This is a genomic window from Arthrobacter sp. 24S4-2, assembly GCF_005280255.1.
Taxonomy (GTDB): domain Bacteria; phylum Actinomycetota; class Actinomycetes; order Actinomycetales; family Micrococcaceae; genus Arthrobacter.
The window spans coordinates 4,130,717-4,154,014 of record NZ_CP040018.1 but is presented as its reverse complement, the minus strand read 5'-3'; the positions used below and the strand labels follow the sequence as shown (position 1 = coordinate 4,154,014).

22 protein-coding genes and 1 pseudogene are annotated in these 23,298 nt (G+C 66.0%); 10 read left to right on the top strand and 13 right to left on the bottom strand.

Annotated features, from left to right (window positions below):
• Window position 1: 1 nt before the first annotated feature.
• Window positions 2–1,345, top strand: a complete 1,344-nt coding sequence (locus tag FCN77_RS19270; RefSeq protein WP_137323551.1) for a sugar MFS transporter — start codon at window positions 2–4, stop codon at window positions 1,343–1,345.
• Window positions 1,342–2,409: a UDP-N-acetylmuramate dehydrogenase gene (locus FCN77_RS19265; protein ID WP_137323550.1), complete on the top strand. Its 1,068-nt coding sequence runs from the start codon at window positions 1,342–1,344 to the stop codon at window positions 2,407–2,409. Before FCN77_RS19270 ends, FCN77_RS19265 begins: the two co-directional genes overlap by 4 nt.
• Window positions 2,410–2,467: 58 nt before the next feature.
• Here the strand turns inward: FCN77_RS19265 and FCN77_RS19260 are convergent, their stop codons facing one another.
• Window positions 2,468–2,959, bottom strand: a complete 492-nt coding sequence (locus tag FCN77_RS19260) for a hypothetical protein (protein ID WP_137323549.1) — start codon at window positions 2,957–2,959, stop codon at window positions 2,468–2,470.
• Window positions 2,960–3,125: 166 nt separating this feature from the next.
• Between FCN77_RS19260 and FCN77_RS19255 the strand changes: the two genes are divergently transcribed.
• Window positions 3,126–4,238: a winged helix DNA-binding domain-containing protein gene (locus tag FCN77_RS19255; RefSeq protein ID WP_137323548.1), complete on the top strand. Its 1,113-nt coding sequence runs from the start codon at window positions 3,126–3,128 to the stop codon at window positions 4,236–4,238.
• Between the two features lie 29 nt (window positions 4,239–4,267).
• Here the strand turns inward: FCN77_RS19255 and asd are convergent, their stop codons facing one another.
• The 10 genes from asd to FCN77_RS19205 form a co-directional block, all read right to left on the bottom strand.
• On the bottom strand, window positions 4,268–5,398 hold the full coding sequence (gene asd / locus FCN77_RS19250) for an aspartate-semialdehyde dehydrogenase (protein ID WP_137323547.1): 1,131 nt from the start codon (window positions 5,396–5,398) through the stop codon (window positions 4,268–4,270).
• Between the two features lie 84 nt (window positions 5,399–5,482).
• The gene (locus FCN77_RS19245; protein WP_028269619.1) at window positions 5,483–5,701 is read right to left on the bottom strand and encodes an NF038396 family protein; all 219 of its coding nucleotides are present in this window, start codon (window positions 5,699–5,701) and stop codon (window positions 5,483–5,485) included.
• Window positions 5,702–5,705: 4 nt separating this feature from the next.
• Window positions 5,706–6,290, bottom strand: coding sequence for a dihydrofolate reductase (locus tag FCN77_RS19240; protein ID WP_137323546.1), 585 nt, complete (start codon window positions 6,288–6,290; stop codon window positions 5,706–5,708).
• A complete protein-coding gene (locus FCN77_RS19235) occupies window positions 6,287–7,090 on the bottom strand; it encodes a thymidylate synthase (RefSeq protein ID WP_137323545.1) in 804 nt (267 codons plus the stop codon). Before FCN77_RS19235 ends, FCN77_RS19240 begins: the two co-directional genes overlap by 4 nt.
• On the bottom strand, window positions 7,087–7,485 hold the full coding sequence (locus FCN77_RS19230; RefSeq protein WP_137323544.1) for a GntR family transcriptional regulator: 399 nt from the start codon (window positions 7,483–7,485) through the stop codon (window positions 7,087–7,089). The genes FCN77_RS19235 and FCN77_RS19230 overlap by 4 nt, the downstream gene beginning before the upstream one ends.
• Complete coding sequence (locus tag FCN77_RS19225) at window positions 7,482–9,128, bottom strand: hypothetical protein (protein WP_254678639.1); 1,647 nt, start codon at window positions 9,126–9,128, stop codon at window positions 7,482–7,484. Before FCN77_RS19225 ends, FCN77_RS19230 begins: the two co-directional genes overlap by 4 nt.
• Before the next feature lie 106 nt (window positions 9,129–9,234).
• Window positions 9,235–10,239, bottom strand: coding sequence for an NUDIX hydrolase (locus FCN77_RS19220; RefSeq protein ID WP_254678638.1), 1,005 nt, complete (start codon window positions 10,237–10,239; stop codon window positions 9,235–9,237).
• A gap of 10 nt (window positions 10,240–10,249) precedes the next feature.
• Window positions 10,250–12,499, bottom strand: a complete 2,250-nt coding sequence (locus FCN77_RS19215) for an RNA degradosome polyphosphate kinase (protein ID WP_137323543.1) — start codon at window positions 12,497–12,499, stop codon at window positions 10,250–10,252.
• Window positions 12,500–12,602: 103 nt separating this feature from the next.
• A complete protein-coding gene (gene mshD / locus FCN77_RS19210) occupies window positions 12,603–13,574 on the bottom strand; it encodes a mycothiol synthase (RefSeq protein ID WP_137323542.1) in 972 nt (323 codons plus the stop codon).
• 280 nt (window positions 13,575–13,854) lie between these two features.
• On the bottom strand, window positions 13,855–14,553 hold the full coding sequence (locus FCN77_RS19205; protein WP_137323541.1) for a response regulator transcription factor: 699 nt from the start codon (window positions 14,551–14,553) through the stop codon (window positions 13,855–13,857).
• Window positions 14,554–14,915: 362 nt separating this feature from the next.
• Between FCN77_RS19205 and FCN77_RS19200 the strand changes: the two genes are divergently transcribed.
• The 7 genes from FCN77_RS19200 to FCN77_RS19170 all read left to right on the top strand — a co-directional run bounded on the left by FCN77_RS19200 (window position 14,916) and on the right by FCN77_RS19170 (window position 21,201).
• Complete coding sequence (locus FCN77_RS19200) at window positions 14,916–15,650, top strand: permease (RefSeq protein WP_137323540.1); 735 nt, start codon at window positions 14,916–14,918, stop codon at window positions 15,648–15,650.
• A gap of 169 nt (window positions 15,651–15,819) precedes the next feature.
• Window positions 15,820–16,434: an FABP family protein gene (locus FCN77_RS19195; protein ID WP_137323539.1), complete on the top strand. Its 615-nt coding sequence runs from the start codon at window positions 15,820–15,822 to the stop codon at window positions 16,432–16,434.
• A gap of 80 nt (window positions 16,435–16,514) precedes the next feature.
• Entirely contained in the window at window positions 16,515–17,264 is a 750-nt protein-coding gene (locus FCN77_RS19190; RefSeq protein ID WP_137323538.1) for a flavodoxin family protein, read from the top strand.
• Window positions 17,265–17,352: 88 nt separating this feature from the next.
• The gene (locus FCN77_RS19185) at window positions 17,353–18,438 is read left to right on the top strand and encodes a folate-binding protein YgfZ (protein WP_137323537.1); all 1,086 of its coding nucleotides are present in this window, start codon (window positions 17,353–17,355) and stop codon (window positions 18,436–18,438) included.
• Window positions 18,435–18,845, top strand: a complete 411-nt coding sequence (locus tag FCN77_RS19180) for an ankyrin repeat domain-containing protein (RefSeq protein ID WP_137323536.1) — start codon at window positions 18,435–18,437, stop codon at window positions 18,843–18,845. Before FCN77_RS19185 ends, FCN77_RS19180 begins: the two co-directional genes overlap by 4 nt.
• Window positions 18,846–19,059: 214 nt before the next feature.
• Window positions 19,060–19,623, top strand: coding sequence for a PadR family transcriptional regulator (locus FCN77_RS19175; RefSeq protein WP_137323535.1), 564 nt, complete (start codon window positions 19,060–19,062; stop codon window positions 19,621–19,623).
• A 36-nt stretch (window positions 19,624–19,659) separates the two neighbouring features.
• The gene (locus FCN77_RS19170) at window positions 19,660–21,201 is read left to right on the top strand and encodes a DHA2 family efflux MFS transporter permease subunit (RefSeq protein ID WP_137323534.1); all 1,542 of its coding nucleotides are present in this window, start codon (window positions 19,660–19,662) and stop codon (window positions 21,199–21,201) included.
• A 51-nt stretch (window positions 21,202–21,252) separates the two neighbouring features.
• Here FCN77_RS19170 and FCN77_RS19165 read toward each other — a convergent pair whose 3' ends face one another.
• Both FCN77_RS19165 and FCN77_RS19160 read right to left on the bottom strand, forming a co-directional pair.
• The gene (locus tag FCN77_RS19165; RefSeq protein WP_137323533.1) at window positions 21,253–22,011 is read right to left on the bottom strand and encodes a GNAT family N-acetyltransferase; all 759 of its coding nucleotides are present in this window, start codon (window positions 22,009–22,011) and stop codon (window positions 21,253–21,255) included.
• A gap of 90 nt (window positions 22,012–22,101) precedes the next feature.
• Window positions 22,102–23,126, bottom strand: a pseudogene (locus FCN77_RS19160) (6-phosphofructokinase).
• Window positions 23,127–23,298 lie beyond the last annotated feature (172 nt).

Below are 23,298 nucleotides of genomic sequence, written 5' to 3'. Positions count from 1 at the left end.
CTTGCGTAACAACGGCGCTGCCGTGACCAAGGGCGCCTTCGTCCCGGCCGCCGAGGTCACCCACTGGCGCAACGCTGTGGTGGTGGCCTATGGGGCCAGCGGAATCGCGTTTTCCACCTGGGTGTCCCGGCTGCCCGCGATCCGGGACGGCCTGGACCTGACGCCCGGCACCATCGGGCTGCTCCTGCTCTGCCTCACTGCCGGCTCTTTTGTTTCAGTGTCCGCATCGGGGCTGATCGTCCTGCGGCTGGGGTCCAGGCGGACCATCCGGATCGGCAGCATCATGGTGGGCTTCGGGCTGGTCCTGGCGGGATTCGGCACCTCCGTGCTCGCCAGCCCGGTGGTGGTTGCCGCGGGAATGGCGGTCATCGGGCTGGGCGCCGCCAGCTGGAACACCGCGTCCAATGTCGAAGGTGCCGCGGTGGAACGTGCCGTCCGGAGGCACATCATGCCCCGGCTGCACGGCTCCTTCAGCCTGGGAACAGTGGCAGGAGCCGGGCTGGGTGCCTGGGCCGCCGGTGCGGGCATCCCGGTGTTTTGGCACTTGGCCGCCGGCGGGCTCCTCGTGGCCGGCTCGGTGGCAACTGCCGCGGCCTGGTTCCGTGCTGACGTTACGCCGGTCCAGGGCGAGCGCCCCTTCAGGGCCGCCGGGACGGATACCTTCGAGGACCCGTCCACCGGGCCCATCCCTATCGTCCGGCAGACGGACGCGGTTCCGGAACAGCCGCTGGACAACAAACGCCAGATCGCCCAGGCCTGGCGTGACAAGCGCACCCTGCTACTGGGCGTGCTGGTGCTGGGCCTTGCCCTCGCCGAGGGGGCGGCAGGCGACTGGGTGGCCCTGGCCCTTGCCGACGGCCACGGCCAGACCGACGCCGCCGGGGCAGCGGGCTACGGTCTGTTCGTCACCTTCATGACCATCGGCCGCTTCGCCGGCACCTTGGTCCTGGACCGGTTTGACCGGGTTCCCGTGATGCGCTGGTGCGCCGCGCTGGCAGTCGCCGGCCTGGGACTGTTCGTGTTCGCTCCCGTGCCATGGCTGGCGTTCGTGGCGCTGGCTGTCTGGGGCCTGGGTGCTTCGCTGGGCTTCCCCGTGGGCATGTCCGCGGCGGCCGATGATCCGGTCAGGGCAGCTGCCCGCGTCTCGGTGGTGTCCACCATCGGGTATGGCGCTTTCCTCTGCGGTCCGCCGCTGCTGGGACTGCTGGCCGAACACGTGGGCATCCTGCACTCGCTGCTCGCCGTGATAGTAATGCTCGTGGTCAGTTTCCTGCTGTCACCCGTGGCCCGGAAAACTTTCCTGAATCCCGGTCCCGCCCCAATCACCGCTAGGCTGGACAGGTGACCCACACCTTGCTTTCCGACCTGACCACTGCCGCTGTTGGCGGTCCCGCCGGCAACTATGTTGAGGCGCGTACGGAGTCGGAGATCATCGACGCTGTCCGCTCGGCGGACGCCGCCGGGGAGCAGCTGCTGATCATCGCCGGCGGTTCCAACCTGCTGATTTCCGACGACGGGTACCCCGGCACGGTGCTCAGGATTGCCTCTGAGGGGTTCACCGTCAACGCCGAAGACTCGTGCGGCGGGGTGGCCGTGGTGGTCCAGGCGGGGCACAACTGGGATGCCCTTGTGGAGCATGCCGTGCTGCATGCATGGTCGGGAATCGAAGCCCTTTCCGGTATTCCGGGGTCCACGGGTGCCACCCCGGTGCAGAACGTGGGCGCCTACGGAGCGGACGTCTCCCAGACCATTGCCGCGGTGCGGACGTGGGACCGGGAACAGAACGCCGTGCGAACCTTCACCAATTCCGAGCTGAAGTTTGGCTACCGTGATTCGGTCCTCAAACAGACCACCGTCCACGGGTCTCCGCGCTATGTGGTGCTCACAGTCGAATTCCAGCTGCCGCTGGGCCGCATGAGCGCGCCCATCCGGTACGCCGAGCTCGCGAAATCCCTGGGTGTTGAGCCCGGGAAGAGGGCCTACGCCAACGATGTGCGCCGGGAAGTCCTGCGCCTCCGGGCCTCCAAGGGCATGGTCCTGGACCCGACAGACCGGGACACCTATTCCACCGGCTCGTTCTTCACGAATCCGATTGTCCCGGCAGAGGCGGCGGAGACGCTCCCCGAGGGCGCTCCCCGGTATCCGGCCGGAGCCGACGGACAGGTGAAGCTGTCCGCCGCCTGGCTGATCGACCATGCCGGCTTTGGCAAGGGCTATGGGCTGGAAACCGCTGGCGTCTCCGGCGGCCGTGCATCCCTGTCCACCAAGCACACTCTGGCCATCACCAACAGGGGTTCCGCCAGCGCGGCGGACATGGTGGCCGTGGCGCGCGAGGTGCGCCGCGGCGTCGTCGAGCAGTTTGGCATCGAGCTGCACCCCGAGCCGCTGCTGATCGGCGTCGAGCTCTAGGACGCGGCGTTCCCGGGTCCGTCCAGTGGGGATTTTCCGGGAACCGTCCGGGTAGCCGTCAGTTCCTGCTGTGGCGCGGGGTCACTTTGCTGAACAGCATGAAGGTGAAACCGGACGCCGCGGCGCCAAGGAGGAAGACCTGGCAGAATGCCACCGACTGCGCGCTGGGCCCGCTGCGCAGGACAAGTCCGGCACAGGCGAAAACCACGGCGCCCGCCAGTAAAGCGAAGGACGCCAGCAGGAAGCTCCGGATGGTCGGCGGGAGCTCACCGGCCTGCTCATGCGCCGCATCCGCCCCGCGGGAATCCGAGGCGCGCCAGCCACGGTGCTGGGGCTGCAGCAGCGAGGCTGCGATGAAGCTGAGGACGGCCACACCCATGCTGACCGTGGAAGCCAACTGCAGTGCCTGCATGGTGGGGGAGAGGCTGGTTCCGCCAGCGATGGCGATCGAGAGTCCCGCAGCCATGCCGGCGGCACTCGTGAGCCAGCCCAGCAGGGCCAGGGACCGGCATAGGGGCCGCAGGTGCGGCCAGAGCTCTCCAACGGTCATGCATCCAGCGTAGGGACGTCGGCTGTAAGCAGGCTGGGAGGAGGCGGTGTACTGCCCGTACCGCGCCGTCGGTGTGGGACCTTCCGGTAACGCGGGCCGGGAGCCTCCGGAATTGCGGACGCGATTGGGGACCGGAAATGTCCGCGGGCCGTCCTACGATGAGTGCATGGGAGCAGGCACACGAACCCGGATCACCCGGCATGTCATCGGCCGGCTGCGCCTGGCCGCGCAGGGGCTGCTGGCACCGGACTTCGAATCGGCGCCGGACGCCGTGCGCTGGATGACGGCCATGCAGGCCCAGGACATTCAGGCCGCGCTGTGGGCTGTCGGGCTCAGGATGCGCAGCTCCGGCGTCGACGCCGTCCGCGCTGCGCTCGATGAAGGACTCATCGTCCGCTCATGGCCCATGCGCGGGACCCTTCACCTGCTGGCTCCGGAAGACCTGCGCTGGATCCTGGACATCACCGCAGACCGCCTCCTCCGGGGGATGGGCGGGCGCCACCGTGAGCTGGAGATTGATGCCAGGGACGTCGAATCCAGCCGTGAGGCGGCGCTGGAACTCGTCGCGGGCGGCGGATCGGCCACGCGCCAGGGGCTCTTCGCGGCCTTTGAAGCCGCAGGGCAGTCCACCGCCGGCCAGCGCGGCATCCACCTGCTGGGCGTCCTCTGCCAACGGGCCTGGCTGGTGCAGGGGCCGCTGGTGGGGAACCAGCAGCTGATCAAAGCGTTCGACGAGTGGATCCCGAAATCCCGGGAGCTGGACCGTGCAGAGGGCATCGCGGAGCTGGTGTTGCGGTACATGCTCAGCCACGGCCCGGCCACCGAACGCGACTTCGCCTGGTGGTCCAACACGCCAGTAACAGAAGTTCGCAGCGGCCTCGCGCTGGTGAAGGACCAGCTCGTTGAACTGGAGTTCGAAGGAACCAGTTACTGGATGTCGCCCGCCACCGCGGCCCTGCTCGACGACGGCGTTCCCGGCCAGCGCACCCTGCTGGCCCTGCCGGGGTTGGATGAATTCCTGCTGGGCTACACCGACCGCTCACTTGTGCTCCCGCCTGAGCATGCCCAAAAGGTTGTTCCTGGCGGCAACGGGATGTTCAAGAAGACCATCGTGTCCGGCGGCGAAGTGATCGGCACCTGGGCGCGGACCGGCACCGGCCGGACGGCCGCCGTCGTGCCTGAACCCTTTGACACGGTTAACGGACTGCGGCCTGCAGCCCAAAAATCATTTGAGCTGCAGGCCGCGAGGTACCTGAGGTTCCTCGGCCAAGCGGCGTAGCGCCTGGTGCCGCGAACCGGGGGAGGCGCCTAGAGGGTGCCGGTGGCGATGTTGAGCATGCGGCGCAGCGGCTCGGCGGCACCCCACAGGAGCTGATCGCCCACGGTGAAGGCGCTGATGTATTCCGGGCCCATTTCGAGCTTGCGGATACGGCCCACGGGGATGTCGAGCGTGCCGGAGGCAGCCACCGGAGTGAGGCCCGCCATGGAGGCTTCCTTGGTGTTCGGCACCACCTTGGCCCACTCGTTGTCTTCGTCGAGCAGCTTCTCGATTTCGGCAACAGACAGGTCTTCGCGCAGCTTGAGCGTGAGCGCCTGGGAGTGCGAGCGCATGGCGCCGATCCGGATGCACAGGCCGTCCATCATGATGTGGTTTTCACCGGCGGTGCCCAGGATCTTGTTGGTCTCCACGCCCGCCTTCCACTCTTCCTTGGACTGGCCGTTGCCCAAGTCCGCGTCGATCCAGGGGATCAGGGAACCGGCCAGGGGGACGCCGAACTGTGTTGCATCGATGTCGGTGCGCTGGTGCGCCAGGACCTTGCGGTCGATTTCCAGGATGGCCGACGCCGGGTCGTCCAGTTCCGAGCTGACCTCGGCGTTGAGCGTGCCGAACTGGCTGAGGAGCTCGCGCATGTGGCGGGCGCCGCCGCCGGAGGCAGCCTGGTAGGTCATGGACGTGCCCCACTCGACGAGGCCGTTCTTGAACAGGCCACCGAGGCCCATCAGCATGCAGGATACGGTGCAGTTGCCGCCGATGAAGTCCTTGGTGCCGTTGACCAGGCCCTTGTCGATGACGTCGCGGTTGATCGGGTCCAGCACGATGATCGAGTCGTCGTTCATGCGCAGGGTGGAGGCGGCGTCGATCCAGAGGCCGTCCCAGCCGCGGCCGCGCAGCTCGGCGTGCACGCGCTTGGTGTAGTCCCCGCCCTGGGCGGTGACGATAATGGGCAGCTTCGCCAGGGTCTCGACGTCGAACGCGTCCTCGAGCTTGCCGGCCCCATCAGCAAATGACGGGGCGGCACCTCCTGCGTTTGAGGTGGAGAAGAACACCGGGTTGATGTTGGCGAAGTCGCCTTCGTCCTGCATGCGCTGCATCAGGACGGAGCCGACCATGCCGCGCCATCCGACCAGGCCGACGGAGGGGGTAGCTGCTGTAGTCATTCGTCCAGTTTAGACTTCGGAACCGGCACGGCGCAGTCGGTTACGTCACGGTGCCGAACGTACGACGGCGGCACGGAGGTGCCGCTACTCGGCGTCGTGCTGCTCGAGGACCGCCGCCTTGCGGAGGCGCAGTGCATAGAACGCCCCGAACGCGAACGCCTGGGTGACCACCACCAGCACGATGGCTCCGGCGATCTTGTTGCCGCCCAGGATCATGGTCAGCCCCACGATCGCGGACAGAAGGGCCAGCAGCGGGAGCAGCATGTAGCCCAGGACAAAGAGTGTTTCCGGCTTCTTCAGCATGGCCCTAGCCCTCGGTCCGGCGCCACATGGTGAACCGGTACCGCGTCCCGCTGGCGGACGTGAGCCAGCCCGTGGCCGGCTCGCTCGCTGCCAGCTTCCACTCGTAGGAGAGTTCGGGCGCGTAGGTGTCGCCGTCGGTCTCGGAGTCGATGAAGGTCACCACGGCGACGTCGGCGATGTCCAGGGTCTGGGCAAAGATTTCCCCGCCGCCCAGCACCCACACCGTCTCGTGGCCGGGGGCGAACTGGGACTCCAGCAGCGCGTCGTCGAGCGACTTCACCGCGAGGGCGCCCTGCGCCTCGTCAGTCTCCCCCCAGCCTTCCTGCCGGGTCACCACAATGTTCGTGCGCCCTGGCAGGGGACGGTATTTGTCCGGGAAGGAGAGCCAGGTCTTGCGGCCCATGATCACGGGGTGCCCGGTGGTGAGCAGGGTGAAGTGCTTCATGTCCTCGGGAAGGTGCCACGGCATATCGCCGTCCTTGCCGATCACGCCGGCCGTGGTCTGTGCCCAGACCAGCCCGACGCCGGTGGTGCCGGCGGCAATTTTTTCAGTGAAGGCCAGGGGATCCATGGCGTGGTCGGTGCTCATACTGCGATCGGCGCCTTAATCGTAGGGTGGTGCTGGTAGCCGACCACTTCAAAGTCGTCCAGCGTGTAGTCGAAGATGGAGCCCGGCTTGCGGAGGATTTTCAGCTGCGGGTACTCATACGGCTCCCGCTTGAGCTGCTTGAGCACCTGGTCCATGTGGTTGTCGTAGATGTGCACGTCGCCGCCGGTCCAGACGAACTCGCCCGGCTCCAGGCCCACCTGCTGGGCCAGCATGCAGGTCAGCAGCGCATACGAGGCGATGTTGAACGGAACGCCCAGGAACGTGTCCGCCGAACGCTGGTAGAGCTGGCAGGACAGCTTTCCGTCCGCGACGTAGAACTGGAAGAAGGCATGGCAGGGCGGCAGCGCCATGTCCTGGAGCTCCGCCACATTCCACGCGGAGACAATGTGCCGGCGCGAGTCCGGGTTGGACTTGAGGTTTTCCACAAGCTCGGCGATCTGGTCGATGTGGCCGCCGTCGGGCGTGGGCCAGCTGCGCCACTGGACACCGTAGACGGGACCGAGCTCGCCGTCGGCATCCGCCCACTCGTTCCAGATCGTCACCCCCTGGTCCTGCATCCACTTCACGTTGGTTTCGCCGCGCAGGAACCACAGCAGCTCCACTGCCACGGACTTGAAATGGACCCGCTTGGTGGTGACCAGCGGAAAGCTTTGGCTGAGGTCAAAGCGCATCTGCCGGCCGAACACGCTGAGTGTGCCGGTGCCGGTGCGGTCAGATTTGTGCGTGCCGTTGGCAAGGACGTCACGCAGGAGGTCTTCATAGGGCGTTGGGATGCTCACTGTCCCAGTCTACTTAGGCCGAGCCGCACCCGCAGAATGCCCTCGAGCGTGCCGTCATCGAGTCCCGCCGCGCGGCCTTCCGCGATGTAACGGTCGACGGCGGCCACGACGTCAGCGTTGACGGCGCCGCCCGCCGGTAAGTCGTCGTCGGGCATCCCGACGACGACAGTGCCGTTCCGCCGCCGCGTTTCGGTCAGGCCGGCCTGCTCAAGTTCCTTGTAGGCCCGGGCCACCGTCCCCGCGGCGATGCCCAGGTCGGAGGCCAGGCTGCGTATCGTAGGCAACCTGGTTCCGGCGGCCAGGGATCCCACGGCGATCAGCGAGGAGATCTGCGTGCGGATCTGCTCATACGGCGGGACAGCCGACCCGAGATCCACGGATATGCCCGCCCTCATGTGACGAGGTCCTGGTCCGGGCGCCGGGCAGGGAGCCGTTTGGATCCCGCGAACTTTCCGACGGGTATTACGGCAATGACAACAGCGGCGGCGGCCAGGAGTGCGCCCGCAAGGGAAGCAGGCCACCACGGGATGGCCGGCGGGGCCGGTGACGTACCGAAGACAGCAGCCAACGCGCGGCTGTTCGCCAACAGCAACAGGCCGGCCTGTGCCATCAGCATGGCCGCAAGGGTCCGGACTATCCGGTAAACGGTGATTGCCCGCAGGGCCCCATCGAGGCCCGGGGGAGCACCCGGTATTCCGTACCGGAAGCGGGCCGCGAAGAAGGCAGGCAATGCCGCAGCCACGCCGGCGGCGCTAAGGACCGCCGACGGGATCCAGCCGCCGTCCTGGCCAAGAAGGGAATTCCCGTGAGCCGTGACCACCAGTGCCGCCAGGAAAATGAGCAGCGCCAGGATGGCGGTAGTCAACAGGGCGGGCCCAAACGGCTGCCGGGGCCAGCTGCGGCGTTCCTCAGGGGCGGAGTAATTGCGCCCGAGCAGCAGCTCGCCGGCCGCCAGGACCAAAAGCACCAGCAGCGTCACCAGCGCCACGAAACCGGGTGGTCCGTAGCCGGCCGCCGCGCCCATGATCGCGGGCACGAAGAAGACTCCTACGAGGAGGGGAAGGGCTGCAGCGACACCGAGGGCGGCGCCGATCGAGACAACCAGCCGTGTGGCGGGGTGCGACCCTCCTGCAGGATTGGCGAGCCTGGCCTTGGAGCCCGCCGGCCCGGCCAGTTTCGGCGGTGCCCAGATCAACATGGCGAGCAGCACGGCCATGCCCGGTATGCCTGCGAAGTTTGTCCATGACATGCTGCCGGCGGCAGGGTCCGGCCGGGCGGCGAAGTTTCCGGCGATGATGGCCAGCCCTGATGCCACGGTGGCCACGGTGCGCAGGAGCCTGTTCATGGCGATCGTCCGGAGCATTGAGTTGTCGTGGTCCGTCAGTTGCTCGAGCTGCCTTCGGCGGGAGATGAGCAGCAGAACGGCCCACGTGCCCGCAGCCAGGACAACCAGCGCCGTTCCCAGCCAGGCGGCGAGTCCGATACCGGCGATCCGCCCGTCGCCGCCGATGGTCCGGAACCCTTCCGGATCCTCCCCGAGTGACCCGTAGGGCAGCGGTGCGTATGCCCGAAGCGTGCCCGTCCAGGCGATAAAAACGGCCGCAGCCGCGAAGATAGCCAGGGTAGTCCACGCCAGCGGCCGCGGAAGGAAATCGCGGATCTTCCGCACATGGAGGCTTGCCTTGCGGCGGAGGCGTTTGGGCCTCGGATAGCTGACCTGGCCGAGGGCATGGATCCCGAGGACCCCAAGAATGGGCCAGGCCAGTGCCGGGATCATTGTCTCGGGTGTCACCAGGAAAGGTCCGATGACAGGGTTGGTCGTTCGGCCCGCCGGGATGATGCCGATGTTCATGGCACCCTGCAGTGAACTGGCCATCCAGCCAATAGCGCCCACCCAGAGCGCGTGCTGGGAAACAGTTTCGGGTGAGGCGCCCATCTTGGGTTCCCACACCACCCACCTGAGGATGAGGTAGAGAACGACGGCGGCGACCAGCGGTCCCAGCAGCATCATCGGCGGCAGTTCGAATTGGACCGGCATAAATCCCCCAGATTTGCATCAATGTACTGAGTATTTGATACAAAGCCGTGAAGGTCAACCGAAAGGATCTTTCCGGCGCGCGGCGCGCGGCTCGCGGCGTGCGCCGTTAGTCGTCGAAGGGCCGGAACTGTTCCACGGCCACGATCTTGTGGTTGCTGCCGCGGGCCACGTGGCACACAATGATTTCGCCCGGCGCCAGATAAGGGTCGGAGGACGGCAGGAGGGCGCGAAGCCGGGCGTTCATGTGCTCACCCAGCTGCTTGAAGACGGTGGGAAGCGCAGGCCGGTGCGTGCACAGAGCAATGGCGCGCTGCTTGTCGAAAAGGGATTCCACCACTGTGGCGGTCTTCTTCGGGCTGCGGGCGTGGCGGTGCTCCGTCAGGGCGTCGTGCAGTTTCACCTTGGCATCGGCCGACTTGGCGTATGGTGCGATCGTGGCAACGCAGCGCTGCCACGGGCTCGAGTGAACACGCAGCGGCCTCCACACGTGCAGCAGCCTGCGGACGGCCTGCGCCTGGCGCAGGCCGGTGGCGGCAAGCGGCCGGTCCCCTTCAGCCTTGGTCCAGGAGGACCGCGGCTTGGCTTTGGCGTGGCGCACCACCAACAGCGGCCAGGTGTCCAGTTCCTTGCGGGCGTGGGCTGCCACCAGGTGTTCCAGCGGGGCGACATCGCCGGGGTTGCTTAACAGGGTGGCCGCCTTTTCCGGCGAACACCACATCACGCTGTCCACTTCCTTGCCATCGGGACGCAACATGGCACCGTCCACATCCACTGCCCAGTAGTGGACCACCTTGAGGCCGGCGGACACGTGGTAATGGATGGGCGGGAGCGGGATGCCCAAGGTTGCGCTGAGGCCGATTTCCTCTTCAATTTCACGGACGGCGCACTCGGGAATGGTCTCGCCGGCGTCGATCTTGCCCTTGGGCCATGACCAGTCGTCATAGCGTGGGCGGTGGATCAGCAGGACTTCCAGCGTGTCCTTGTTGACGCGCCACGGCAGCGCTCCTGCCGCGGTGACGGCAATCGCTTCGCCGGGGTGGTCAGTCTGGTCTGCAACAAGTGAATCGTTACCCGTGTCGCTGGTGGCATCGATTTTTGCGTCGCTTTTCAAGGCCAGGGTCCTACCGCCTTATCGTCGGGCGCTGCCGTGAGCGCGAAGCGAGCAGCCAGGACTGGACGTCCTCCAGGAGCTGGCCGTCCTCGCCGAGGTGGTGCCTGGTCCATTCGCCCTGGCTGTCCAGGTGCCAGCTGGAGGCTTCCGGGTCCATGTAGCGGCGGAGAAGGTCCAACACATAGGTGGTGTCGTCTCCGCTGGTGAGCTGGACCAGGGCCTCAACCCGCCGGTCCAGGTTGCGGTGCATCATGTCCGCGGAACCGATGTAGACCACGGGCTCGCCCCCGTTGGCGAAGGCAAAAACCCGCGAGTGCTCCAGGAAGCGTCCCAGCACGGAACGCACGGTGATGTTTTCGCTGAGTCCCGGGATGCCCGGGCGCAGTGAACAGATGCCGCGGACGATCACGTCAACGTTCACCCCGGCCTGGGAGGCGCGGTAGAGCGAATCGATGATCGCCTCGTCCACAATCGAATTGACCTTGATCTGCACCCTGGCCGCGATGCCTGCCTTGGCGTTGCGGATTTCCTTCTCGATACGGTCGATAAGGCCGGAACGCACCGATCGGGGAGCCACCAGCAAACGTTTGAAAGTGGACTTCGGAGCGTACCCGGAGAGCTGGTTGAAGAGCTTTGAAAGGTCCTCGCCCACCTGTTCGTTGGCCGTCAGCAGCCCGAGATCCTCGTAGTAGCGGGCTGTCCGGGGGTGGTAGTTGCCCGTGCCGATGTGGCAGTAGCGGCGCAGCCCGTCGACTTCCTGGCGCACCACCAGGGACAGCTTGCAGTGGGTTTTCAGGCCCACGATGCCGTAGACCACGTGCACGCCGGCCTGCTCCAGCTTCCGGGCCCAGGAGATATTGGCCTGTTCGTCGAAGCGGGCCTTGATTTCCACCAGGGCCAGGACCTGCTTGCCCGCCTCGGCAGCGTCAATGAGGGCATCGACGATAGGGGAGTCGCCCGAGGTGCGGTACAGGGTCTGCTTGATGGCCTGCACCTTCGGGTCCGCCGCGGCCTGCTCCAGGAAAGCCTGCACGGACGTGGAGAAGGAATCGTACGGGTGGTGCAGGAGGATGTCCCGCCGCCGCATGGCGGCGAAGACGTTTGCTGCCTTGGACGTTTCCGACTCGTTCAGGTAGCGCGAGGTGTGCGGCACATGCTTCGGGTAGTGCAGGTCCGCACGGTCGATCCCGGCAATGACGGACAAGCCGCGGAGATCCAGCGGCGCGGGTACGGAGTAGACCTCCGATTCCTCCACGCCCAGTTCACGGATCAGCAGTGCCCGGATGTTCGGGTTGATGTCGTTGGTGACCTCGAGGCGCACGGGCGGGCCGAAGCGGCGGCGCAGCAGTTCCTTTTCGAGGGCCTGCAGCAGGTTTTCGGCGTCGTCCTCTTCAACCTCAACGTCCTCATTGCGGGTGACGCGGAAGGTGTGGTGCTCCAGGACCTCCATGCCGGCGAACAGTTGATCCAGGTGGACGGCGATGACTTCTTCCAGCGCGATGAACCGGGCCACGCGGCCGGGCACCGAACCGGCGCGGGGGCCGTCGATGGAAATGAGGCGGGGCAGCTGGTCCGGAACCTTGACGCGGGCGAAGAGCTCTTTGTCACTGACCGGGTTGCGGACCACCACGGCCAGGTTCAGGGACAGTCCCGAGATGTAGGGGAACGGGTGGGCAGGATCCACCGCCAGCGGAGTCAGGATGGGGAAGACCTTCTCCGCGAACATCGCACTGAGCTGGTCCTTGGCCTGGTCATCAAGTTCATCCCAGTGCATCAGGTGGATGTGCTCATACGCCAGGGCCGGCCGGATCTGTTCGGCGTAGACCCTCGCATGGCGCTGCGCCAGACGGTGCGCGGCGTCGCCGATCTGATCCAGCACCTGCAAGGGGCTCAGGCCGGCCGGGGAGGGGACGGCCAGCCCGGTGGCGATACGGCGTTTCAGCCCGGCCACGCGGACCATGAAGAACTCGTCCAGGTTGGAGGCAAAAATGGAGAGGAAGCTGACCCGCTCCAGGAGATAGAGGTCGGGATCCTCGGCCAATTCCAGCACACGGGCGTTGAACGCCAGCCAGCTCAGTTCGCGGTCCAGGAAACGGTCCGGGCTGATGTCTCCCTCCGGCTCAAGGTTCGGCGCGAACTCCGGGATATCGATCCGGTCCTGCGTAGCACGGGAAGCCGGCACCTCGGAGGACCCGAAACGGGCGCGCACCGGCAGCGCCTTGGCTTCAGACGTGACGGTCCCGGCTGATTCCGGTTGCATGGTCTCTCCTTTTGCTGGCGCGGTTTACCTTCAACCTTACAAGCATTCGATTCGGCGGATACGCAGATTTCCTGAACCGTCAGGCATGCGTCAGCCGATTGGATTAACGGCCGTTTAGGGGTCCATACATAACGTCTGCGTCCCACCGCGTGAACCCGAGCCTGCGGTACAGGGAAACGGCGGGGGCATTGTCCGCATCGGTGTACAGCATCACCGCTTGGAGGCCCTTGTCGTGGAGATACCTGATGCCGGCCACGGTGAGGGCCTTGCCCAGTCCCAGGCCCTGGGCCTCGGGCGTCACACCCACCACGTAGACCTCGCCGATTGCGGGATGGCTGCCGTGGCGGGGGTGCACTTTGGTCCAGTGGAAGCCGAGGATCCGGTCGGCGGGATCAACAGCGAGAAGGAAGCCGGCCGGATCGAACCAGTCCTCAGCCTTCCGCGCCTCCAAATCCTGCCTGGTCATGTTGCCCTGCTCCGGGTGGTGGGCGAAGGCTGCCCTGTTGGCCGCCAGCCAGGCCTCTTCGTCCTGTCCGGGCACGAAGGCGCGCAGGCCCACATTCCCCGGCAGCACGGCGTCGGGAAGTTCCGTGGACGAAGCGGTGAGCCGCATCTTCCAGAGCTCCCGGACTGGCCCGTAGCCGTATTTCGCTGCGAGGTCGGCCGCTGCTTCGTGGTTCCCGTGGGACCATGCCGTGAGTCCGTCGAAGCCCCGGGATGCCTTGAGCGTGGCCACCAGCCGGTCCGCGACGCCCTGGTTCCGGTAGCTCGGGTGAACGGCCACTTCCAGTACTCCTGTGCCTTCCGCTTCTTCGACCACCACCGCGAATCCGGCGAGGTCCTGGGCCGTTGCGGGATCGGAGTCCTCGTCCGGTGCGTAGAGCGCCAGCGCCAGGAGCGAATGGCTTCCGGTTTCGCCGGCCTGGAGCGTGACAAAGGTCTGCTCGGAAAGGGGAGGGTTGCCGTCCGATTCTTCGGCGGCTGCCGCCAGGGCCTTGAAATCCCTCAGCAGTTCTTCATCCACTTCGCCTTTGATGACGAGCACGGGCCAGTTTTCGGGATGCGCAGGACTCATGGAGTACAGGCTATACGGCCCGTCTGGTTGGCGGAGGATTGGGCGCCGATTTGATGAGGCGGGATCCGGCACGTATAGTCATTACCTGTTCCGGCTTCCTTGAAGCGGAATTTGAGGGGGATCCACCACTGGGGTGGCCTCGATACGTTCGACCCGTATGTCCTCCACTGCAGGCGCAAAGCCCAACAAGAAGCCCCGGACCAGTGGTCCGGGGCTTCTTCGTTTCGATGAACTGCGTGCGGCGAACTGCACGGGCGGATGACACCGACGCTGCCGGTGGCTACGCCTCGGTCAGCTCTTCCTCGGGCTGGCGGACCAGCGTGAGGCGGTAGCCGACGTTGCGGACAGTGCTGATCAGGTTTTCGTGGTCGGCGCCCAGCTTGGCGCGCAGCCGCCTGACATGGACGTCCACTGTCCGGGTGCCGCCGTAGTAGTCGTAGCCCCAGACCTCAGTCAGGAGCTGCTGGCGGGTGAACACGCGGCCCGGATGCTGCGCCAGGTACTTGAGGAGTTCGAATTCCTTGAAGGTCAGGTTCAGCGGAGCCCCGTTGACCCTGGCGGTGTAGCTGGCTTCGTCGATGACGACGCCTGCGGCACGGATCTCGGTGGGGGTATCTTCCTGGTCAGGAACGGCACGGGCTACCGAAAGTCGGATCCGGGCCTCGACCTCAGCCGGACCTGCAGAGTCCAGCACGATGTCATCCACGGCCCAGGCCGAGGAGACCGCCGCCATGCCGCCCTCGGTGAGGATCAGCATCAGGGGCGCGCTAAGTCCGGTGGCCTTGAGCAGCTGGGTCAGGGACCGCGCTCCCACCAGGTCCTTGCGGGCATCCAGGAGGACCACATCGCAGGGGTCGGTTTCCAGCAGCGCCGTGGGCTCGGCCGGGAGGATATGAACGCGGTGGTTCAGTAGTTCCAAGGCAGGCAGGATGTCCACCGATGACCCGGTGCTGTTCGTCAGTAGCAGGATGTGCGACATTGTTCCTCCAAGGGGCTGTCCGCGCATCATTGGGCGTCTGAACCGGGCTTTCACCGGCCGGTACTGGCCGCCCGCGTCGGTAGTGGGCCAGCCGGATTTCCGGCGGGTTCCGCATCCTCCGAAGGAAGCGTAGCTGAGCTTTGAGTATACCTAAAAGCCTCTTCACAGACACTGATCCAGTTGCTTTCAGTTCCCGATTTGCGACATATGCAGGTCACATAGGGCAGGATTGGACCGTCAGGCACCGCCTGCCAACCCCAACGGAGTCCGCACGCGGGAACCCAGGGATGACCAAAGCAGGGCGGGCGCTGGACGGATACGCAGCGAAGATGACGTCAGCAGAGAGTGAGCGCGGGTAAACAGTGAAGCCGTGGACGATCGGAACCATCGGACTGGCCGGGCTTGCTGTCTTCATCGGCGGCGCTTACACCTCACCGGAAGTGCTGCTGGGGGTTGCCGTGGCCGTCGCCCTGGCGGTCGGCATCGGCTGGCCCCATTTCCTAGGCATCCCTGCGAAGAAGACCCTCGCGGCGATCATCGGGCTTCCCGGAGTCGGTGCCGCCGTGGCTGCCACGTACGTCCCGGCGCCAGGGTTTCTCGACTGGACGCCCGCCTTCATCGCCGCAGGCGTCATGGCAGTCTTCCTGATGCAGCTCCTTCGGGGCACGGGCCAGGCGCAGCGCCTGGAGTCGACGCTGGGCTCAAGCGCAGGCGTCCTGCTGTCCTGTCTTGGCGCAGGCTGGATCGCGGCCTCGAGGTTCAACGGAGTGAAGGAAATGCTGCTTGTAGCCGGCATCAGTGCTGCGTTCGCACTGCTGGCCGGCCTCATCCGGTGGCCGGACCGGATCGTGGCCCCGCTGGGTATCGTGCTCGCGGGCCTTACGGCCCCGTTGGCGGGCCTGATCTTCTCGAACATCGCCGTAATACCCGCCGCCGTTGTGGGCATTGTGGTGGGCGCGGTTCTGGTAAGCCTCCGCAGATTGGTTATACTCCGCGGGGACCGGATTGACTTTCCTGCCGCTTTTGGCATGGGCCTCGCGCCTGTAGCCGCGGTGGGTTCGCTGGCCTACTTCATAGACAAACTACTCATCTACTAACGCGTTAGGATGGCATCATGTCCGTACTTGCATTTGAGATTTTCTTCCTTGTCCTGCTTGGCATTGCCAGCCTTTCCATGGCCTGGTTCGCAGGTTTTGTGGTCTACCGCCTGTTCAAGGGCCAGAAGTAATACCAGTTCAGAGTTAGTTGTCTGCGGAGGTAGTTACTGTGCCGATTGAAATTCCTACAGACCTCACGCCCGAGCTCGTCCCGTTGTCCTGGCTCATTGGTGAGTGGGAGGGCAACGGACGCCTGGGGGCCGGCGAAGAAGATTCCGAGCACTTCCTACAGCACGTTTCCTTCACGCACAACGGCCTGCCGTACCTCCAGTACCGTGCCGAAAGCTGGCTGACGGACGACGACGGAACGAAGCTGCGGCCACTGACGGTCGAGACCGGTTTCTGGGCGCTGGAGCGGAAGCAGCGGGAGGAGGACGGCGGGCCGGGGCTCATCCCGGCGGACATCGTCCCCGTCCTGAAGAGCGCCGACGAAGTCGAGGCCCTGCGCAACAGCGACGGCGGCTTTGACATCTCCGTTTCCATTGCCCACCCGGGCGGGATCACCGAGCTGTACTACGGCCAGATCAAGGGGCCGCAGATCCAGCTGAGCACCGACATGGTGATGCGCGGGAGCCATTCCAAGGAGTACACTGCCGCCACCCGGATCTTCGGGCTGGTAGACGGAAAGCTCCTCTGGCGCTGGGACGTGGCCACCGGAAAAGGTTCGACGCCGGGCGGCGGGCTGGAAGCCCACGCGTCGGCCATCCTCAGTAAAACTTCCTAGGCCGCGCGGCCAGTCCCGGAAGCCTGGCCGCTGGGTCTCACTGATTTTTGTTGTCCGCAACGAGTGCAGGGAGCAAGACCGTGAACAGCCAGCAGCCAGACCCGGGTAAGCCAAGCCAGGCAAAAAGCGCAAGCTACGGCGATCTCAAAGCTGTTTTTTTCAACGGCACGCTCAAGAAATCGCCGGAGACCAGCAATACGCAGGGCCTGATCGAGGTCAGCCGCCTCATCATGGAGAAACAGGGCGTCACCACCCGCGTGATCAGGACGGTGGATCACGATATTGCCAGCGGCGTGTATCCGGACATGCGCGAGCACGGCTGGGAAACCGACGAATGGCCCGAACTGTATCCCGCCGTCAAGGACGCGGACATCGTGGTGGTGGCCGGTCCCATCTGGCTCGGTGACAATTCCTCCCAAACCAAGAAACTGATCGAGCGCCTGTACGCGCACTCCGGCGAACTGAACGAAAAAGGCCAATGGGCGTTCTACCCGAAGGTGGGCGGTTGCCTGATTACCGGCAATGAGGACGGCATCAAACACTGCTCCATGAATGTTCTTTACAGCCTCCAGCACGTCGGGTTCACCATCCCCCCGCAGGCGGACGCCGGCTGGATCGGCCCGGTGGGTCCGGGGCCAAGCTACCTGGATGAGGGTTCGGGCGGCCCGGAGAGCGACTTCACCAACCGCAACACCACCTTCATGACATGGAACCTGCTGCACCTCGCGCGGATCCTGAAGGACGCGGGCGGCATCCCGGCCTACGGCAACCTGCCGGCGGAATGGAAGGCCGGCACAAGGTTCGACTTCGAGAACCCCGAGTACCGCTAGGCCCGGACGCCAGACCAAACCGCCGTCTTTCCCGGTGGCCGGGCCGCCGGCACCGGAATACCTGCCTATCAAAGGATGTTCCCTTCATATGACTATCAAGAGCCCCCTGTTGTCGCGCCCTGGCGCGGTCGAGGCCGGTGGCGCCGACTCCGGCGTCGCTTCGCACTACGGTGAGCCGCTGCGGGAGCAGCGCGCGCTGGCTGCCGGAACCGCCGTCGTCGACCTTTCGCACCGCGGCGTGGTAACCGTTACCGGTCCCGACCGGTTGAGCTGGCTCAACACCCTTTCCTCGCAGCAGGTCACCAACCTTGCCCCGGGCGAGTCGAGCGAGCTGCTGCTGCTGAGCATCCAGGGCAGGATTGAGTTCGACGCGCGGGTAATTGACGACGGCGCCACCACCTGGCTGATCGTCGAGGCCGCCGAAGCGGCACCGCTGGCGGAGTGGCTGAACCGGATGAAGTTCATGCTCCGCGTGGAGATTGCCGACGTGTCGGACCGCTGGGCGGTCCTTGGCACCACCCGGCGGGTGGAGGAGTGGTCCGGCCTGAAGGTGTGGGAGGATCCGTGGCCGCACGTCGGGGCGGGAGGATACTCGTACTCCGTCGTCGCCGAAGCATCCCACCCCGGCCTCGAACGTCCCTGGTTTGAATACCTGGTGCCCGCAGACGAACTGGAGGCGACCGTGGGCGAGCGGCCGCTGGCCGGTGCGTGGGCAGCCGAAGCGCTGCGCGTTGCCGCCTGGCGCCCCCGCCTTGGCGCGGAAACTGACGACAAGACCATTCCGCATGAGCTGGACCTCCTGCGTACCGCAGTGCACCTGGCGAAAGGCTGCTATAAAGGCCAGGAGACGGTCGCCCGTGTGCACAACCTGGGTCATCCGCCCCGCCGTCTGGTCTTCCTGCAGCTGGACGGTTCGCAGCACACCCTCCCCGCCGCGGGCAGCGAGGTGCGCCTGGGTGAGCGAAAGGTGGGAAACGTGACCTCCGTGGTGCAGCATTACGAGATGGGCCCCATCGCGCTGGCAGTCATAAAGCGTTCGGTTGCCCCGGATGAAATACTGACGGTCGTAGACGGCGACGAACCATATACGGCTGCGCAGGAAGTCATTGTGGCTCCCGACGCCGGCCAGGTGGTGGGCCGCCAGACCGGATTCCTGAAGGGAACACACCGATGACCGACAACGCAGCGGACAGCAGCACCGCCGGACCCGACGACGAAACACTGGCCCTCGCGCATGCGCTCTTTGATGCAGCACGGGAGGGTGACTCGGCGTTGCTGGGAAGCTACCTCGACGCCGGGGCGCCCGCCAACATGACCAACGCATCCGGCGACTCACTGCTGATGCTGGCGGCCTACCATGGCCATGCCCCCGCGGTTGAGCTGCTCCTGCGGCACGGCGCGGACGCAAACGCCGTCAACGATCGCGGGCAGACGCCTCTCGCCGGTGCGGCATTCAAGGGCTACACGGACGTGGCGGAGGCTCTCCTGGGTGCGGGCGCAGATCCCGACGCCGGTACGCCCTCCGCACGCGCAGCGGCACAGATGTTTGCCCGCGCAGAGATTCTGGCGCTGCTGGGCTGAACACCGCCAGATTGAAGCGCAAGAAGCCGGAAAGCCCGCGGTGGTTGCACCCGCGGGCTTTCTTGCGCCCTAATACTCCATGTGGAATAGTTGAAGCGGAATAACCGCCACGGCGCCGTCGATTGACTACGGTGCCGTCGAACACCTGGTGCCGTCGAACACCTGGTGCCGTCAAACACCAGGTGCCGTCGATCAATAGGGGAGTGGCCAGAGCATGGCGCGATCAGTTCCCTTGACGCCGCTAGGCATTTCCGCCCTCTCCCTGCTGGTGGAGGAGCCGATGCATCCGTACGAGATGTACCAGCTGCTGATGGCCAGGCACGAAGACCGGCTGGTCAAGGTCCGCCCCGGAACGCTGTACCACGCCGTCGGCCGGCTGGAGGAACGCGGCCTGGTGGAAACAGCCGGAACGGACCGCGAAGGCAACCGGCCGGAACGGACCACCTACCGGATCACGCCTGCGGGCCGCGAGGCCCTTACCGCGCGGCTGCAGGACATGCTCGCCGAGCCGATCAACGAATATCCAACCTTCCCGCTGGCGGTGGCAGAGGCGTACAACCTGCCGGCCGCCGTCGTGCTGGACCTCCTGGACCGCCGCCTGGAACTGCTGCAGGAACAACTTCAGTTCCTGGAAACAGGGGAGGCGGCAGTCCGGCAAAAGGACGTGGAGCGCAAGTACTGGATCGACCTCCAGTACCAGCAAGCCATGCTGAAGACCGAAATGGGCTGGATACGCGGCCTGCAGGACCAGCTCCGCTCCGGGGAAATCCCGTGGTAGCAGAACACACAAGACAACAACACACGAAGGACCCACATGGAAAACGTAGCTAGGCCGTGGCCGGCCCTTTGGTCCCTGGTGATCGGCTTCTTCATGATCCTGATCGACACCACCATCGTCTCAGTGGCCAACCCCCGGATCATGGAAGGCCTGAATGCGGACATCAATTCCGTCATCTGGGTGACCAGCGCCTACCTGTTGGCTTATGCCGTGCCGCTGCTGATCACCGGCCGGCTGGGTGACAGGTTCGGGCCCAAAAGGCTTTACCTGACGGGCCTGGTGGTGTTCACCCTAGCGTCCCTGTGGTGCGGGCTGTCCGGCGACGTCCAGACCCTCATCCTGGCCCGGGTGGTCCAGGGCTTCGGTGCCGCAATCATGGCGCCGCAGACCATGGCTGTGATCACCCGGATCTTCCCGCCGGACCGGCGCGGCGCGGCCATGGGCATCTGGGGCGCAACCGCTGGCGTCGCCACCTTGGTGGGACCGATCCTCGGCGGCGTGCTGGTGGACGGCCTCGGCTGGGCATGGATCTTCTTCATTAACGTGCCGGTGGGCATCGCGGGCTTCATCCTGGCACTTCGCTACGTTCCGTCGCTGACCACGCACCCGCACAAGTTCGACATCCCCGGCGTGCTGCTCAGCGCCGTCGGGCTCTTCCTGCTGGTGTTCGGCATCCAGGAAGGCGAGACGTACAACTGGGGGACCATCACTGGCCCCATCACGGTGTGGGGCCTGATCATTGCCGGCGTCGTGGTTCTGGCCGGGTTCGTGGCGTGGCAGCGTTTCAACCCCAAATTCAACGGCGGCGAGCCCCTGCTGCCGCTCTCGCTGTTCAGGGACCGCAACTTCTCGCTCGCCAACCTGGGAATCACCACGGTGGGCTTCACGGTAACGGCCTTCAGCCTCCCTCTGATCTTCTACTACCAGGTGGTCCGGGGGCTGACTCCCACGCAGTCGGCCCTGATGATGATTCCGATGGCGCTCATTTCGGGCGGCCTCGCACCCGTGGTGGGCAAGATCATCGACCGCGTGAATCCGAAGTACATCACCGCCGGCGGCCTGGCGCTGATGTCGGTTGCGCTGTTCTGGAACTCTGCACTAATGCGCCCGGACACGCCCATCTGGCTCTTCCTGCTGCCCAGCGCCGTCCTTGGCTTCGCTAATGCCGGCATCTGGGCGCCGCTCAGCTCAACGGCCACGCGCAACCTGCCTCCGCGCCAGGCGGGCGCGGGCGCCGGGGTCTATAACACCACCCGCCAGATCGGCGCCGTGCTGGGCAGCGCGGCCATTGCCGTGCTGATGCAGTCGCGCCTGGCCGCAGAACTCCCGGCGGCGGCAGGCGCTCCTGCGGGGGAAGCCAGCCCCATGAGTTTCGGCGGCCAGCTCCCCGAAGCCCTGCATGAGGCCTTTTCGACAGCGATGGCCCAGTCCATCATGCTGCCGGCTGCAGTGATCGTGCTGGGCGCCGCCGTGGCACTGTTCTTCGCCAAGCCCAAGCCGGTGGAAAACTGGGGCGGCTCCGGCGCCCCGGAATCCGGCGCTGCCGGGGCCAACTCAGCCCCGGCAAAATCCGCCTGAACCTGCTGGGCTGAACCGTAGTGGTCTGAACCTGCTGGGTGAACCGCCGGTTCAGCCCAGCAGGACGCTGGTGTGGATCCCGCCCGTGACGAAACCGAGGCTCCGGGCAATCGCGAGGGCGCCCTTGTTGCTGACGTCCGAGCGCCACTGCAGGGTGAGCCCCGCCGCGAGTGCCTCATGGGCAGCGATGGATGCCGCCAGGGAGCCAAGTCCCCGGCGCCGCCAGTCAGGGTCCACCAGCACGCCCATATGGGCGAGGATTCCTTCCCACTCGGAGTAGGCCCCGCAGGCCACCGGTACCTTGCGGCCGTCGTCGTCGCGCAGGATCGTGAACCGGTGTTCGAGGTCGGACAGGCCCACTTCGTTCACGTCGTCAGGCGGGCACAGCCCTTCTAGTTCGATTGCCTCAGGGTTTCCGTGCGAGACCGTCAGCTCCTCCGCCGGCTGCCGCAGCGGGAGGTCGTCCGCGAAGAAGAGGGCAGCCGCGCCCTGCCCGTGGCCGCCGTGCTGCCGTGTGATGGTCAGGAGTGTCACGTGCTGGGCGAGTTCCTCGTCCGCAATGCCCGCGGCGGCGTCAAGGGCCCATTGGGGTCCGACCAGGGCCGAGGCCCCGAACAAGCGCACGAAATCCACCGATTTCCGCGATTCGTCCGCGCGCGTGATCCGTGCTGCGGCCGCAATTGAGTCGGCCCCGGAAGCAGCGGAATCGGCGTCGATCTTCCGGGCCGCGGCGAACGCCCCATCATCGAGGCCCAAATGGCGGGCCCATGCCAGCTGGATGATGTCTATGGAACCGGGGTGGAGAGTCATGCCTCAACCCTACCCAGCCCGAAACAGCGCGAACGGACACTTGAGGCCCTTGGAAGTGCGGCCTCAAGTGTCCGTTCGCGCAATTGTGGCCTAGCCGAAGAGGACGGCGGCTTCGTCGTAGCGGTCCTGCGGAACGCTCTTGAGGTTGCCCAGGGCGGCGTCGAAGCCAACGTGGACGATGTCGGTGCCGTTGAGCGACACCATGGTGCCCCAGCGCTGATCCACCACGGAGTCGATGGCGGCCATGCCCAGACGGGTGGCCAGGACGCGGTCGAACGCGGACGGGACGCCGCCGCGCTGGATGTGGCCAAGGACGGTTGCGCGGGTCTCGATGCCGGTCCGGGCCTCCAGCTCGGGGCCAGCATCTCGGCGATGCCGCCCAGGCGCGGGCGTCCGAAGGTATCCAGGCCGCGCTCGGAGTGCGGCGTTTCCTGGCCCTCGGGAACGAAGCCCTCGGCCACAACCACCAGGGGCGCGCGGCCGCGGTCGTGGGCTTCCTGCACCCACTCGGTGATCTGGTCCATGGAGGCTTTCTGCTCCGGAATGAGGATGGCGTGGGCGCCCGAGGCCATGCCGGCGTGCAGGGCGATCCAGCCCACGTGGCGGCCCATGACCTCGGCGATCATGCAGCGGTGGTGCGACTCACCGGTGGTGCGGAGGCGGTCGATGGCCTCGGTGGCGATCTGGACGGCGGTGTCGAAGCCGAAGGTGTAGTCCGTGGCGTCAAGGTCGTTGTCCACGGTCTTGGGAACACCGACGATCTTCAGTCCGGCGTCGGTCAGGCGCTTGGCTGCGGCCAGCGTTCCTTCGCCGCCGATGGCGATGATCGCGTCGATGCCCAGCCGGTCCATGTGGGCCTTGATGACCTCGGGGCCGCCGCCGTTTTCGAACGGGTTGGTCCGGGATGTCCCAAGGATGGTGCCGCCCTGCTTCGCGATGCCGCGGACCATGGTGCGCGGGATGGGGATGATGTCGCCTTCGACGACGCCGCGCCAGCCGTCGAGGAAGCCTACGAATTCGTGGCCGTGGATGGCGATCCCCTTGAGGACGGCGCCGCGGATAACCGCGTTCAGTCCGGGGCAGTCGCCGCCGCTGGTGAGAATTCCAATTTTCATGTCTCGGCTCAAATCCTGGTGAGAGGGTGTACAGGCAGAGCGCCACGCTGAGCTCACCCTAGATTCTACTGGTGAGTGTGGGTTACGACACAAACTGGTTACAAAGGGCTGTATTCCATGGCATGCGGCGTCCCCCTTCCATGGCAGACAAAAGGCCCCCGCTCCGGAGAGC

Excerpts from the sequence above, each read along its gene's own strand:
- FCN77_RS19260 (WP_137323549.1), bottom strand. The coding sequence starts at position 2,959 with ATGACCGTTGGAGAGCTCTGGCCGCACCTGCGGCCCCTATGCCGGTCC.
- FCN77_RS19255 (WP_137323548.1), top strand. The coding sequence starts at position 3,126 with ATGGGAGCAGGCACACGAACCCGGATCACCCGGCATGTCATCGGCCGG.
- asd (WP_137323547.1), bottom strand. The coding sequence starts at position 5,398 with ATGACTACAGCAGCTACCCCCTCCGTCGGCCTGGTCGGATGGCGCGGC.
- FCN77_RS19245 (WP_028269619.1), bottom strand. The coding sequence starts at position 5,701 with ATGCTGAAGAAGCCGGAAACACTCTTTGTCCTGGGCTACATGCTGCTC.
- FCN77_RS19240 (WP_137323546.1), bottom strand. The coding sequence starts at position 6,290 with ATGAGCACCGACCACGCCATGGATCCCCTGGCCTTCACTGAAAAAATT.
- FCN77_RS19230 (WP_137323544.1), bottom strand. The coding sequence starts at position 7,485 with ATGAGGGCGGGCATATCCGTGGATCTCGGGTCGGCTGTCCCGCCGTAT.
- FCN77_RS19225 (WP_254678639.1), bottom strand. The coding sequence starts at position 9,128 with ATGCCGGTCCAATTCGAACTGCCGCCGATGATGCTGCTGGGACCGCTG.
- FCN77_RS19215 (WP_137323543.1), bottom strand. The coding sequence starts at position 12,499 with ATGCAACCGGAATCAGCCGGGACCGTCACGTCTGAAGCCAAGGCGCTG.
- mshD (WP_137323542.1), bottom strand. The coding sequence starts at position 13,574 with ATGAGTCCTGCGCATCCCGAAAACTGGCCCGTGCTCGTCATCAAAGGC.
- FCN77_RS19205 (WP_137323541.1), bottom strand. The coding sequence starts at position 14,553 with ATGTCGCACATCCTGCTACTGACGAACAGCACCGGGTCATCGGTGGAC.
- FCN77_RS19185 (WP_137323537.1), top strand. The coding sequence starts at position 17,353 with ATGACTATCAAGAGCCCCCTGTTGTCGCGCCCTGGCGCGGTCGAGGCC.
- FCN77_RS19180 (WP_137323536.1), top strand. The coding sequence starts at position 18,435 with ATGACCGACAACGCAGCGGACAGCAGCACCGCCGGACCCGACGACGAA.
- FCN77_RS19175 (WP_137323535.1), top strand. The coding sequence starts at position 19,060 with ATGGCGCGATCAGTTCCCTTGACGCCGCTAGGCATTTCCGCCCTCTCC.
- FCN77_RS19170 (WP_137323534.1), top strand. The coding sequence starts at position 19,660 with ATGGAAAACGTAGCTAGGCCGTGGCCGGCCCTTTGGTCCCTGGTGATC.
- FCN77_RS19165 (WP_137323533.1), bottom strand. The coding sequence starts at position 22,011 with ATGACTCTCCACCCCGGTTCCATAGACATCATCCAGCTGGCATGGGCC.